Origin of the sequence: Microbispora siamensis, from assembly GCF_016863095.1 — a bacterium.
Taxonomy (GTDB): Bacteria; Actinomycetota; Actinomycetes; order Streptosporangiales; family Streptosporangiaceae; genus Microbispora; species Microbispora siamensis.
The window spans coordinates 373,989-386,771 of the sequence record NZ_BOOF01000004.1 but is presented as its reverse complement, the minus strand read 5'-3'; the positions used below and the strand labels follow the sequence as shown (position 1 = coordinate 386,771).

Here is a 12,783-nt window from a genome sequence, read left to right as displayed (position 1 = left end):
CGCAAGTAGAACGTTCTCACTGACCGGTGCGCGAACGTGTAGAACGTTCTCACCGGGATGGTGAGAAGGTTCTCAACACCGTCGGGGAGCAGTCAAGGGTTCACGCCGTTTTTGCCCCTCGTGTCACATAGCAGGACCAAGGTGATGTCGATCACATAAAGGGATCTTGTCGCCATACGGGCACGCATGGTGATTTACGGAGGATTTCCACACCCCCTATGGAGGCTCTCCGTGCTGTTACGAGCAGCCATCGCCGCAGTCGCCGTGACCGCGATCGGCGCGGTCCCGGCCCACGCGGCCACCGGCCCGGCCATCACCGTCGACCAGGGACGGACCCAGCCGGTCTTCTCCTACGCCGACGCCGTCCGCGAACACGTCTACGTCGAGTCGAGCGTCGACAGCGACTCCGACGGCCGCCTCGACCGGGTCAGGGTCGACATCATCAGGCCCAGGGAGTCGGGGCCCGGGCTCAAGGTGCCGTCGATCATCGACGAGAGCCCCTACTACGACAACTCCGGGCGCGGCAACGAGTCCGAGCGCAAGGTGTACGACGCGGCGGGCGAGCCCGCCAAGTTCCCTCTGTTCTACGACAACTACTTCGTGCCGCGCGGGTACGCCGTCCTCAACGTCGACATGGTCGGCACCACGAAGTCCGACGGCTGCCCTGACGTGGGCGGCAAGGCCGACGTGCTCGGCGGCAAGGCGGTCGTCGACTGGCTGAACGGCCGCGCCCCCGCCTTCCACGACGACGGCTCCCCCGCGGTGGCCGACTGGAGCACCGGCAAGGCCGGCATGATCGGCAAGTCGTACGACGGCACGCTGGCCAACGCGGTCGCGGCGACCGGGGTCGAGGGCCTGGAGACGATCGTCCCGATCTCGGCCATCAGCTCCTGGTACAAGTACCAGCGCTCCAACGGCGTCATCTACAACTACAACTACATGTCGTACCTGTCCCGGGTCGTCGACACCGACCCGGCCGCCAAGTGCGCGGCGAATCGGGCTCGGCTGGACGTCGACGCCGATGACGCCACGGGGAACTACAACGGCTTCTGGGCCGAGCGCGACTACGTGGCCGGGTCGCTCGGCGACGCCTCGAAGGTGCACGCCAGCGTCTTCGTCGTGCACACGGTCAACGACCTGAACGTCAAGCCCGACAACTTCTCGGTGTGGTGGCAGGCGCTCGCCGACCGGAACGTGCCGCGCAAGATCTGGGTCGGTCAGTATCAGCACGTGGACCCCTTTGACTTCGAGGGGCGCCGCGACCTGTGGGTCGACACGCTGCACCGCTGGTTCGACCGCTGGCTGCTCGGCGTGGACAACGGGATCATGCGGGAGCCGCGCGCCGACGTGCAGGTCGGCCCGGCCGAGTGGATCACCCAGGGCGACTGGCCGACGCCGGCCGCCTCGACCCACTTCTTCCGCCCGTCCGCCGACGGTTCGCTGAACCTCAACCCCGGCAAGAACGGCGAGACCGCGAGCTTCACCGACATCCGCCAGTCGGAGGACGCGATGGTCGCCGACGTCGGCACGGCCAAGCCCGGCCGGGTCGCCTTCACCACCGGTGAGCTGCCGCGCGACCTGCGCATGTCGGGCACGCCCGAGGTGGACCTGCGGGTCTCGCTCGACAAGCCGACCTCGAACCTGACCGCGCTTCTCGTCGACTTCGGCGAGGACACCCGGGTCGATTGGCGTCGCGGACAGGGCATCACCACCCTCGCCCAGGAGGACTGCCACGGCGACAGCACCGCCGCCGACGACGCCTGCTACCGGAAGGTCGTCACCAACCTGGCCACACGGCCGCTCGAGGTCGTGGCCCGCGGCTGGATCGACGCGCAGAACCGCGACTCGCTCTCCGAGTCCTCGCCGCTGACCCCCGGCACGTACGCGCAGGTCACGTGGAAGACGCTGCCGCAGGAGTACGTCTTCAAGAAGGGCCACAGGATCGGGCTGGTGATCGCCGGCACCGACTCGAACTACAGCGGCGAGCGGGCCACCGGCACGACCGTCACCATCGACCTGCACAAGAGCCGGGTGGAGATTCCGCTCGTGCTCGGTGTCGGCCACGCGCTGAACGGCGGCGACATTCCCAAGGACAAGGGCACCTGGCACGGTCCCCAGCAGATCGATCTGCCGGTGCCGGACAACACGCTCTACTGATCCCCTGATCGTCCTCCGACGCGGCGCCGGGACCCTCGTCCCGGCGCCGGCGTCCGAGCGGTTCAGCGGTTCCCGCCGACGTCGTAGTGTCATGACATGACCGAGATCGTCGTGGAGGACGGCGCATGGACGGTCGATGTCGAGGCGGTGAGGATCACCCCCGGCAGCGGCCGCGACGTCCACGAGGTGCGCAAGACCCTCGGGGACCTGGTGGTGCCGCTGGAGGCCGTGGCGGGAGCCGTGTTCGAGCCCTCGCGCAAGGGCGGGCACCTGCGGCTGCGACTGCGGCCCGGTGCGGACCCGCTCACCGAGGTGGGCGCCGGGCTGCTGGCCGCTCCCGCCGACCCCTACCGGCTGGCGGTCCCCAAGGAGCGCAGGGCCGCGGCGGAATACATGGCCGGCGAGATCCGCGACCTGGTGCAGCTGGCCCAGGTGCCGGAGGAGCCCTGTCCCGATTTCCTGTTGCCCGGCCCGGCCGTGCCGATCAGCGCCACGGCCGGTGACGGCACCGTGAGCTTCGACGGCGTCCGGGTCCGCCTGGAGTGGACCGGATTCGCCAAGGCCGTCAAACAGGCGGCCGGCGCTCAGGAGTTCCGGCTGTCGGATCTGACCGGCGTCGAGTGGAAACCGCAGTCGGGCCTGGCCTACGGGAGCCTCCGTTTCCGCGTACGCGGCGAGGGGCCGACCGGCCGGCCGGAGGAGGACCGACGCTGCCTGTCGTGGGGGGTGCAGCGTTTCGGAGGGACGAGCGTGCTCGTCGGGGCCGCCGTGCTGGCGCGGCTGGCCCGCCACGCTCCGGAACCGCCCGCCGCCCTCCCGCCCCCCGCGCCCGACGGCCGTGACCTCCCGAGCCGGGACCTGCTGATTCGGCGGCTCACCGACCTGGGCGAACTGCACCGGAGCGGAGTGCTGACCGACGAGGAGTTCAGCACGGCGAAGAAGGCGCTGCTGGACCGCATCGCCGAACTGTAGGGTCCGGCCGCCGCACGGTGTTTCGACCTCTCCTGATCGGCAAGCTGGTAGATCCAGGGTCAAGCCGACGGGAGAGGTCACCGTGCGTTTCCACGCCGACCTGCACATGCACTCCAGGTACGCCTACGCGTGCAGCAAGAACAGCGACCTGGAGCAGCTGACCTGGTGGGCCCGGCGCAAGGGCGTCACGCTCGTGACTCCTCCGCTCCCTGAAGCTGAAGGGAGCAGCTTCTCGCTAGGCCGCTTCCGCAGCGTCGCGAAGGACAAGCCCTGCCCTGAGGATGTTGGTGGCCGCGTTCACGTCGGCGTGCGCGGTGTGCCCGCACGTCGTACAGGCGAACTCGGCTTGAGTGAGGCGGTTGTCCTTCGCACAGTGCCCGCACCGCGAGCAGGTGCGGGAGGTGTTGCGGGGATCAACTGCGATCAGCTCGCGACCGGCGCTTTCAGCCTTGTACGCGAGGACCCGCAGGAACACCCCCCAACCCGCGTCCAGGATGCTCCGGTTCAGCCCGGATTTGGCCGCGACGTTCCGCCCGGGTCGTTCGATCGCGCCGGCGGCGGAGCGGGTCATGTTCGCGATCCGCAGGTCCTCATGCACGATCACGTCATAGCCGCGGACCAGCGTGAGCGCTGCCTTGTGCGCGGTATCAAGACGTTGGCGGCGGACCTTCGCGTGTAGCGCCGCCACCCTCGCCACCGCCTTACGCCGCCGCTTGGACCCCCGCTTCTTGCAGGCCAGAGCCCGCTGGGCCGCCGCCAGACGTCCCGCCGACGCCTCCAGGTGGCGCGGGTTGGCCAGGGGGTCCCCGTCGCTGGTGGTCACCAGCGATGCCACACCCATGTCCACGCCCACGGCCGCCCCCGTCGCAGGCAAGGTCTCGGCGGGGACGTCATCGCACGACAAGATCACATACCAGCGGGAACCCTCCCGCTTGATACTGATCGTCTTCACCCGGCCCCGCACCGGACGGTGCCGGTGCGCCCGAACGTGCCCGATGCCCTGCAAACGGACGAACGTCGCCGTGGGGTGTCCGGGTTGAGAGTCCCACCGGCAGCCGTCGCCGTCCTTGGGCCACTCCACCGTGTCGAACCAGCCGCGCCCCTTGAACCTGGGGAACCCCGGCACGTGCCCTTCGCGGATCCGGGCGAAGAAAGCGCGGAACGCCTTGTCCAACCGGCGCAAGGTGGCCTGCTGAGAGGAGAACGACTACCGGCCCTGACCGGCAGGGTCATCGGCACGGATGTGCTTCAACTCCGCGGACTGGTCGCCGTAGCGAACGGTGACGCCGGCCCTACGGTAGGCGGTCCGCCGGTGCTCCAGGGCGGCGTTGTAGAGCTGGCGGTGATCCTCAAGGCAGGCGGCGAGCGAGGCGGCCTGCCTGGCCGTGGGGCGCAGCAGGAATTTGAACGATCGGCGCACACCCACCTCCCCGGTCCTCCCACGTTCAGTCCTACGTTGAGTAATCAAATCACTACGCTACCGGAAGGCGACGACAAAACCCGGGGGGAGTGTCGGCGGATCCTGAAAACTGACCCCTCCGAGATCTTGGAGGGTGCTGAACGTGGAGGAAGCGCGGAATCACCGGTCAGCCCAAGCAGGCCGCGGATCAGCTCCTCAAGGCGGGCCTTCACCCGGCTACCCAGAACGGGACGACGGTACTTGGGACACCACACCACGTGGTACCCGAGGTCATGGGCCGCGCCGGGGGAGGCGCGCACCTGACGAGTCACACGATCACTATGAAAGCACCGCCCATCTAATCCACCAGGGAAAGGAACTCGCGATGAGCCCGGAGAGAAAACCAGTCAGAGACGGCATTCCCCGTCACCTGAAGGCGACGGCCCCCTACCGAGATTCTGATGGCGGCCCCCGAACGGCTGACACGCCTGCGGGTCACAGGTAGGTGATGCCGGTCAGGGCCTCGGCGGCGGTCCACAGGCGCCGCCCGACACTCGGGTCGGCCGCCTCCGTGCTGGGACGGACCTCCACGACCCGGCCGCGCATCTCCCAGAGGCCGGACGGCTCGAAGAACTGACCGCCGCGCACATTGGGCGCGGTCGCGGCGAAGAGCTGGGGCAGCGCCCCCCGCTCGGCCGGCTGCGTCGCCAGCAGCCCGGCTCGGGCGAAGATCCGCCCGAGCCGGCCGCGGTGCTCCCAGGCCCGGGGGGTGAGATTGCTTCTGGACAGCCCGGGGTGGGCGATGACGCTGACGACCGGCGAACCCGCGGCGCGCAGGCGGCGGTCGAGTTCGAGGCCGAAGACGGTGGTGGCGAGCTTGGAACGGCCGTACGCGCGACTGGCGTTGAAGTCGCGCCGCGACATCAGGTCGTCGAAGTCGAGGTGGGCGTTCTTGTGGGTGATCGAGCTGAGGCTGACCACCCGTGCGGCGTCCGCTCGGCCGAGATCGTCGAGCAGCAGGCCCGTGAGGGCGAAGTGGCCGAGCATGTTGGTGCCGAGCTGAAGCTCGAACCCGTCGGCCGTCGTGCGGGCGGGGCCGAGGAGGACCACGCCGACGCTAGGACGGGGCCGCCGGGATTCGGTCGTACGCGTTTGCCTGGGAACGCCAGACCTACCTTCGGCGCGGACCGCACCGGCAGACTGTCGCTATGGCCGTCGACCATCCGTACGCCCGTGAGCTCGGCGACTTCCTGCGTGCCCGGCGCGGCCGGTTGCGCCCGCAGGACGTCGGGCTGGAGCCGGGGCCCCGGCGCAAGGCGGCCGGCGGCCGTCCGCACCCGCCGGGCCCCGGAACGCGTGCCGGACAGCACCCGGCGCCTGCTGCACGTCATGAGCACTCCCGCGGTCGTGCTCGGCCGGCACCTCGACGTGCTCGCGTGGAAACGCGCTCGCCGAGGCACTGCTCGGCGATCCGGACACCCTGCCGCCGGGGCGGCGGAACATGCTCATGGCGCTGTTCGAGGATCCCGGGACCCGTGCGCGCTGCCCCGGCTGGGAGACGACCGCCCTGCAGTACATCGGCATGTTGCGCGCCGCCGTCGCGACCGACCCGACCCACCCGCGCGCCACCACGATCATCGGCGAGCTGAGCATCCGCAGCGCGGACTTCCGCCGGCTCTGGGCGCGGCACGAGGTGCGTGAGACGGTCCACGGGACGAAGCTGTTCCGGCACCCTCAGGTGGGCGAGATCACCGTCGACTGGGACGTCTATCCCCTGCCCGGCAATCCCGGGCCGGTCCTGCTCGTCTACACGGCCGAGCCCGGCACGGCGGACGCCGAGCGCCTCCAGCTGCTCGCGTCCCTGCACGCCACCCGGGTAACGCGGAAAGCCCAGGCCGAACGGCCTGGGCTTTCCGACGTGGTGCGCCGCCAGGGACTCGAACCCCGGACCCGCTGATTAAGAGTCAGCTGCTCTAACCAACTGAGCTAGCGGCGCAAAGCCCTTAGAGGTTATCGCACACCTCAGAGCAGTCCAAATCAGAGCAGTCGAAACCGGGCTAGAGTAGAACAACATTCGGTATCAGCGGTTGGGAGCGCACATGTGGTTCGCCTCGCCTGACGAGGTCCGGGGACGGCTGGCGGCCGTCGACTACCTTGCCGACGACGGCATCGCGACATCGGTGTTCCTGGCCGGGGCGCTGGGCAAGCCGCTGCTGGCCGAGGGACCGGCGGGAGTGGGCAAGACCCAGCTCGCGAAGGCCGTGGCGGAGGCGACCGGCGCGCGGCTGATCCGCCTGCAGTGCTACGAGGGCCTGGACGAGGCGCGGGCGCTGTACGAGTGGAACTACAAGAAGCAACTGCTGCGCATCCAGGCCGACGACGGCGCCTGGGACGACATCTTCTCCGAGGAGTTCCTGCTGGAGCGCCCGCTCCTGAAGGCGATCAGGAGCGACGAGCCCACGGTGCTGCTCATCGACGAGACCGACAAGGCCGACGTCGAGGTCGAGGGACTGCTGCTGGAGATCCTCTCCGACTACCAGATCACGATCCCCGAGCTCGGCACGATCACCGCCGAGCGCCGGCCGTACGTCGTGCTGACCTCGAACGCGACCCGGGAGCTGTCGGAGGCGCTCAAGCGGCGCTGCCTTTATCTCCACCTCGACTACCCCACGCCGGAACGGGAGCGCGACATCCTGCTCGCGCAGGTGCCCGCGCTGCCCGCGAGCATCGCCGACCAGCTCGCCCGTACGGTGGCCACGCTGCGGGCGCTGGAGCTGAAGAAGTCGCCGTCGATCGCCGAGACGGTCGACTGGGCGCACACCCTGCTCGCGCTGGGCCGTACGGAGCTGGACGAGGCGCTGATCGGCGAGACGCTGGGCGTGGTGCTCAAGCACAACTCCGACCAGGTGCGGGCCGCCAAGGAGCTCGGCCTGCCGTCCCGATGACGACGAATACGGCGTCCCTCGTGGACCGGCACGTGGGGTTCGTCCACGCCCTGCGGGAGGCCGGGCTGCCGGTCTCCCCGGCCGAGGGGCTGGACGCGGCCCGCGCGCTCATGGTCGTCGACCTGGCCGAGCGGGAGACGCTGCGTGAGGCGTACGCGGCGACGCTGGTGAAGCGGCCCGCGCACCGGCCGGGATTCGACCTGCTCTTCGACCTGTGGTTCCCGCCGGTGATCAGCGGCACCGAGGGCACCGCCGTCACCGAGGGCGCCGAGCCGCGCGAGCTGCCGGAATTGCGCGAGCGGCTGGCCGAGCTGCTGATGGGCGATCCGGCCGATCCCGCGTTCCGGGAGTTCGCCCGGGCGATGGTCGGGCGGTTCGGACAGGTCCAGGCGGCCCCCGGCAGGCAGTCGTGGTTCTCCTTCCCGGTGCTGCGCGCGCTGTCGCCGGAGACGCTGGTGGCCCGGATGCTGACGGCCATGCTCGACGAGCGCGGCGGCCTGCCGGAGAAGGTCGCCCGGTGGCACATCGCGCGGACCATCGAGGCGTTCACCGAGGCGGTCGCCTCCGACGTACGCCGCAGGATCGCCGAGGAGTCCGGCGTCGAGAAGATCGCCAGGTCGGCGGTCCGGCCGCCGATCGACCAGGTCGACTTCCTGCGCGCGACCAGGGAGGAGCTGGCCCGGCTGCGGCGTGAGGTCTATCCCCTCGCCCGCCGCCTGGCCACCCGGCTGTCGATCCGGCAGAAGCGGGGGCGGCGCGGGCGGCTCGACTTCCGGCGCACCGTGCGGGCCTCGCTGTCCACGGGCGGGGTGCCGCTCACCACCCACCTGCGCCCGCCCCGCCCGCATCGGCCCGAGCTGGTCGTGTTGTGCGACGCCAGCGACTCGGTCTCCACGTTCTCGCACTTCACGCTGTTGCTGACGTTCGCGCTGCGGGAGCAGTTCACCAAGGTGCGGGCGTTCGCGTTCGTGGACACGGTGGACGAGATCACCGGCCTGTTCGCCCCGGGCGCGGACGTGCTGGACGCCATCGCACGCCTGACGGAGGAGGCCGACATCGTCAGGTTCGGCCGCACCGACTACGGCCACGTCTTCGAGCGCTTCGCCGAACGCTTCCCCGACGCGGTCGGTCCCCGGACGTCGCTGCTGATCCTGGGCGACGCCAGGTCCAACTACCAGGTCCCGGCGCTGGGCACGCTGAAGCGGCTGGCCGGGCAGGCCAGGCACGCCTACTGGCTCAACCCGGAGCCCCGGGCCCAGTGGGACACCGGGGACTCCCTCGCCACGTCGTACGGCTCGGTCGTCCCCATGCACGAGTGCCGCAACGTCGCCCAGCTCGCCGCGTTCGTCGAGACGCTGGCCTGAGAGACGCCAGCCCGAATCGAGACCCTTCGCCCGAATCGATTCCGGCCCGCGTCCGCGTGCTCAGCTCATGCGGCGCAGGATGCGGGCCGCCGTACGGGCCAGCAGTTCGATCTGCTCCTCGGTGAACTCGGCGGAACCGTGGGTGCGGATCCAGCGGGCCACCCTGCCGGGGTAGGCGACGGTCAGCCCCTCCCCGTACAGCACGCCTCCCCTGGCCTTGATCTTCCCGCCGTGCACGGCGAGCACCGGGGCGATGGAGACCTCGATGCCGGTCTCCTTGGTCAGCAGCGCGGCCATCGAACCTGCGGCGGAGATGAGGCCCTTGGCGACCGAGGTGCCGAACTTCTCGTCGAAGAAGAGGCGTTCGCCGTAGCGCGCGATCAGGGTGTCGGGCGACCACGCCTCGTTGTCCACGATCCAGACGCCGCCCGGCCCGATGACGAGATGGTCGATCGACGCTTCGCCGGGCACGGCCCGGCCGTCCATCACCCGGTAGCCGTGCCGGCGCAACCCGAGACGCAGCAGCCGTCCGGTGCGCACCTCGCCGCGCCGCTTGCCCCGCCACACCGCCGTACGCTCGTGCAGGCGCCAGGCGATGAACAGGTCGGTGCCGCCCGCGAGGGCGGCCAGCACGAGGCCGGCGGCGAACATGTTCAGCCCGAGCCGCGGGCCCACCAGGTTGCCGACGACGAACCCCGCGAAGGTGATCGCGGCCCGCACCCGGATCCGGTTCTTGCGTCCGGCGAACCAGAACGTCTCGTACAGGTTCTGCGGCGAGGCGCCGGTGAACTTCTCGTCCCTCGGGACGTAAATGGACCCATTCGGCACGCGAACCCCCCACACTAGGCATGCGGCTTTCTCCGGGATACCCGAGCGGGAATCCCAACCCTCCTAAGGTGAGGGAAGTAGCGCAATTACGCCAGTGCCGACGCTTGACCGACCAGTCGGTATGCTTGACCCGAGAGACGAAGGAGGTCGGCATGGCCCGCCGCGCAGCCGGAGAGCACCGCGTAACGGGGGATCGCGTGAACGGGGAGCGCCCCGCCAACGGGTCCCTGGAGGAGCCGGTGCGGCAGCGCCTGCTCGCCGAGGCCACCCGGCTGTTCGCCGAGCGGGGTTTCGAGAGCACGTCGGTGCAGGAGATCGTGGCGGCGGCCGGAGTCACCAAGGGCGCCATGTACCACTACTTCGATTCCAAGGACGACCTGCTCCACGAGATCTACGCCCGGGTGCTGCGCCTGCAGATGGAGCGCCTCAACCGGTTCGCCGACGCGGAGGGCGCGGTGGCCGACCGGCTGCACGCGGCGGCGATGGACGTGGTGGTGACCACGGTCGACAACCTGGACGACTCCAAGATCTTCTTCAGGTCGATGCACCAGCTCGCGCCGGAGACGTACAAGAGCGTGCGGGCCGAGCGGCGGCGCTACCACGAGCGGTTCCGCGACCTCGTCGTCGAGGGACAGCGCGACGGCGTCTTCCGCGACGACATCCCCGCCGAGATGGTGGTCGACTTCTTCTTCGGCTCGGTCCACCACCTCGGCACCTGGTATCACCCCGACGGCCCGCTGACCGGCCAGGAGGTCGGCCGCCACTTCGCCGACCTCCTGCTCAACTCGCTGCGGCCCTGACTACGCGGGCGCCGGGAGGTCCGCAGGACCGGCCAGCGCCTCGCGGTGGTCACCGGGCGTGCCCAGCGCGATCTGGTCGGCCTTGGCCCGCTTGAGATACAGGTGCGCCGGGTGCTCCCAGGTCATCCCGATGCCGCCGTGGAGCTGCACGCACTCCTCGGCGGCGTGCACCGCCACCGCCCCGCAGTGGGCCTGCGCCACCGCGACGGCCACCGCCGCGTCGTCGCCGAGCGGTCCCGCCGCGGGCGCCTCCGCCAGCCGGGCGGCCGCGTTGCGGGCCGCCGCCCTGGCCCCCACGACCTCCAGCCACAGGTCGGCCAGCCGGTGCTTGACCGCCTGGAACGACCCCACCGGCCGGGCGAACTGCCGGCGTTCCTTCACGTACGCGACCGTCGTGGTGAGGCACCACTCGGCGACGCCGAGCTGTTCCGAGGCGAGCAGCCCGGCGCCGCGTGCCAGGGCCTCCCACACCCACGGCACCTCCAGCCCGTCGGCGCGGGCGACGATCCGCGCCGGCGCCGCCGCGAACGACACCGTGGCGATGGGCCGGGTCAGGTCGAGCGAGGTGACCGGTGTGACCCGGACCTCCGGGGACGCCTCCACCGCGCACAGCCCGGTGCCCTGTGCCAGCCGTACCGGGACGAGCAGGACGTCGGCGACCTCGGCGCCGATCACCCCGGTGACCGTGCCGGTGACCGTTCCGTCCTCTCCGAGGGTCGCCACCGGAGCCGGCGGCGCGTACGGCGAGGCGGCGAACGACACGGCGAGCGCGGCCGTCGCCTCCCCGGCGGCCAGGCGTCCCAGCAGTTCGGCCGCCACGTCTCCCCCGGCCGTCAGCAGGGCCTGGGTGGCGAGGACGGCGCTGCTCAGGAACGGCACGGGCGCGACGGCGCGGCCCAGCTCCTCCAGCACGACGGCGGCCTCGCGGGCCGAGGCGCCGCCGTGGTGGGAGGCGGAGCCGCCGAGCTCCTCGGGGATCAGCAGCCCGGCCACGCCGATGTCGCGGGCCAGCGCCTTCCACAGCTCCGCGTCGTACGGCGTGCCCGACTCCGCACGGTCGAGCACGGCGGACGGGGAGCACTTGTCGGCGAGCAGGTCGCGCACGGCGGCCCGCAGCTCCTCCTCCACCTCCGTGTACAGCAGCGTCATCGGGGGAGGTCCTTCCAGGCGACGTCCTTGTCGGCGCGCGGCTCGGCGGGCAGGCCGAGGACGCGTTCGGCGATGATGTTGCGCAGGATCTCGGAGGTGCCGCCCTCGATCGAGTTGCCCTTGGCGCGCAGGTAGCGGTAGCCGGCCTCGCGGCCGATGAAGTCGACCTTGTCGGGGCGGCGGAACGTCCAGTCGTCGTAGGCCAGGCCGTCCTCGCGCAGCATCTCGACCTCGATGCCGGACAGCTCCTGGTGCAGCCGGGCGAAGGCCAGCTTCATGCCCGACCCCTCCGGCCCCGGATGCCCGGCGGCGAGCTGCTCGCGCAGCCGTACGGCCGTCAGGCGCATGACCTCCGAGTCGACCCAGAGCCTGAGCAGCCGCTGGTGCAGGTCGTGGGTGCGCAGCTCCGGCCGGGAGCGCCAGGTCTCGGCGACGACGCCCATCATCGTGCGCCGGGAGGGAGTCCCGCCGATCGCCACCCGCTCGTTCATCAGCGTGGTCTGCGCGACCCGCCAGCCGTCGCCCACCTCGCCCAGCCGCAGCGAGTCGGGCAGCCGCACCCCGGTGAGGAAGACCTCGTTGAACTCGGCCTCACCGGTGATCTGGCGCAACGGCCGGACCTCGACGCCGGGGGCGTGCATGTCGCAGACGAAGTAGGTCAGCCCGCGGTGCTTGGGCACGCCCGGGTCGGTGCGGGCCACGAGGATGCCCCAGCGGGCGGTGTGGGCGCTCGACGTCCACACCTTCTGGCCGTCCACCACCCACTCGTCGCCCTCGCGTACGGCGCGGGTGGCCAGCGTGGCGAGGTCGGAGCCGGCGCCGGGCTCGCTGAACAGCTGGCACCACACCTCCTCGCCCGTCCACAGCGGCCGCAGGAAGCGCTTCTTCTGCTCCTCGGTGCCGAAGGCGAGGATCGTCGGGGCGGCCATGCCGAGGCCGATGCCGATCCGGCCCGGCTGGTTGTCGGGCGTGCCCTTCAGCTCCCGGTCGGCCACGGCCTGCAGCTCGCGGGGCGCGCCGAGCCCGCCGAGGCCCTCGGGGAAGTGCACCCAGGCGAGCCCGGCGTCGAACCGGGCGCGCAGGAACTCCAGGCGGTCCATGGCCGCCGGGTCGTGCGCCGCGAGGAAGGCTCTGGCGCGCTCGGCGACCGACGCCTCATCCCATGCCAC

11 protein-coding genes, 1 tRNA gene and 2 pseudogenes are annotated in these 12,783 nt (G+C 70.9%); 6 read left to right on the top strand and 8 right to left on the bottom strand.

Going from position 1 to position 12,783, the window contains the following annotated elements; translation table 11 throughout:
* The first annotated feature begins 231 nt into the window (after positions 1–231).
* Positions 232–2,157, top strand: coding sequence for a Xaa-Pro dipeptidyl-peptidase (locus tag Msi02_RS06185; protein WP_239108161.1), 1,926 nt, complete (start codon positions 232–234; stop codon positions 2,155–2,157).
* 96 nt (positions 2,158–2,253) lie between these two features.
* Positions 2,254–3,129, top strand: a complete 876-nt coding sequence (locus Msi02_RS06180) for a DUF4429 domain-containing protein (RefSeq protein ID WP_204047435.1) — start codon at positions 2,254–2,256, stop codon at positions 3,127–3,129.
* Positions 3,130–3,364: 235 nt separating this feature from the next.
* Here the strand turns inward: Msi02_RS06180 and Msi02_RS06175 are convergent.
* From Msi02_RS06175 to Msi02_RS06165, 4 genes and pseudogenes are all read right to left on the bottom strand, one after another.
* Positions 3,365–4,315: pseudogene (locus tag Msi02_RS06175) on the bottom strand (RNA-guided endonuclease InsQ/TnpB family protein); the annotation flags it as partial.
* A gap of 21 nt (positions 4,316–4,336) precedes the next feature.
* Positions 4,337–4,549, bottom strand: a complete 213-nt coding sequence (locus tag Msi02_RS43020) for a helix-turn-helix domain-containing protein (protein WP_239108159.1) — start codon at positions 4,547–4,549, stop codon at positions 4,337–4,339.
* A 182-nt stretch (positions 4,550–4,731) separates the two neighbouring features.
* Positions 4,732–4,848 (bottom strand): annotated as a pseudogene (locus Msi02_RS44760) (transposase); the annotation flags it as partial.
* Between the two features lie 175 nt (positions 4,849–5,023).
* On the bottom strand, positions 5,024–5,638 hold the full coding sequence (locus Msi02_RS06165) for an SDR family NAD(P)-dependent oxidoreductase (RefSeq protein ID WP_204047434.1): 615 nt from the start codon (positions 5,636–5,638) through the stop codon (positions 5,024–5,026).
* A 349-nt stretch (positions 5,639–5,987) separates the two neighbouring features.
* Here Msi02_RS06165 and Msi02_RS06160 point away from each other — a divergent pair, with 349 nt between their 5' ends.
* Positions 5,988–6,485: an MmyB family transcriptional regulator gene (locus Msi02_RS06160; RefSeq protein ID WP_204047522.1), complete on the top strand. Its 498-nt coding sequence runs from the start codon at positions 5,988–5,990 to the stop codon at positions 6,483–6,485.
* On the opposite strand, the gene Msi02_RS06155 is transcribed toward Msi02_RS06160, so the two are convergent.
* Positions 6,448–6,524, bottom strand: a tRNA-Lys gene (locus Msi02_RS06155). The two genes, Msi02_RS06160 and Msi02_RS06155, sit on opposite strands and share 38 nt — an antisense overlap.
* 103 nt (positions 6,525–6,627) lie before the next feature.
* Here Msi02_RS06155 and Msi02_RS06150 point away from each other — a divergent pair.
* Both Msi02_RS06150 and Msi02_RS06145 read left to right on the top strand, forming a co-directional pair.
* Positions 6,628–7,473, top strand: coding sequence for an AAA family ATPase (locus Msi02_RS06150; RefSeq protein WP_204047433.1), 846 nt, complete (start codon positions 6,628–6,630; stop codon positions 7,471–7,473).
* On the top strand, positions 7,470–8,837 hold the full coding sequence (locus Msi02_RS06145) for a vWA domain-containing protein (protein WP_204047432.1): 1,368 nt from the start codon (positions 7,470–7,472) through the stop codon (positions 8,835–8,837). Before Msi02_RS06150 ends, Msi02_RS06145 begins: the two co-directional genes overlap by 4 nt.
* Before the next feature lie 60 nt (positions 8,838–8,897).
* On the opposite strand, the gene Msi02_RS06140 is transcribed toward Msi02_RS06145, so the two are convergent.
* The gene (locus Msi02_RS06140) at positions 8,898–9,665 is read right to left on the bottom strand and encodes a nuclease-related domain-containing protein (RefSeq protein WP_204047431.1); all 768 of its coding nucleotides are present in this window, start codon (positions 9,663–9,665) and stop codon (positions 8,898–8,900) included.
* 152 nt (positions 9,666–9,817) lie between these two features.
* On the opposite strand from Msi02_RS06140, the gene Msi02_RS06135 reads away from it, so the two are divergent.
* Positions 9,818–10,465, top strand: a complete 648-nt coding sequence (locus Msi02_RS06135) for a TetR/AcrR family transcriptional regulator (protein WP_204047430.1) — start codon at positions 9,818–9,820, stop codon at positions 10,463–10,465.
* Here the strand turns inward: Msi02_RS06135 and Msi02_RS06130 are convergent, their stop codons facing one another.
* Both Msi02_RS06130 and Msi02_RS06125 read right to left on the bottom strand, forming a co-directional pair.
* A complete protein-coding gene (locus Msi02_RS06130) occupies positions 10,466–11,614 on the bottom strand; it encodes an acyl-CoA dehydrogenase family protein (protein ID WP_204047429.1) in 1,149 nt (382 codons plus the stop codon).
* Positions 11,611–12,783, bottom strand: a complete 1,173-nt coding sequence (locus Msi02_RS06125; RefSeq protein ID WP_204047428.1) for an acyl-CoA dehydrogenase family protein — start codon at positions 12,781–12,783, stop codon at positions 11,611–11,613. The genes Msi02_RS06130 and Msi02_RS06125 overlap by 4 nt, the downstream gene beginning before the upstream one ends.

Excerpts from the sequence above, each read along its gene's own strand:
- Msi02_RS06135 (WP_204047430.1), top strand. The coding sequence starts at position 9,818 with ATGGCCCGCCGCGCAGCCGGAGAGCACCGCGTAACGGGGGATCGCGTG.
- Msi02_RS06150 (WP_204047433.1), top strand. The coding sequence starts at position 6,628 with ATGTGGTTCGCCTCGCCTGACGAGGTCCGGGGACGGCTGGCGGCCGTC.
- Msi02_RS06145 (WP_204047432.1), top strand. The coding sequence starts at position 7,470 with ATGACGACGAATACGGCGTCCCTCGTGGACCGGCACGTGGGGTTCGTC.
- Msi02_RS06180 (WP_204047435.1), top strand. The coding sequence starts at position 2,254 with ATGACCGAGATCGTCGTGGAGGACGGCGCATGGACGGTCGATGTCGAG.
- Msi02_RS06130 (WP_204047429.1), bottom strand. The coding sequence starts at position 11,614 with ATGACGCTGCTGTACACGGAGGTGGAGGAGGAGCTGCGGGCCGCCGTG.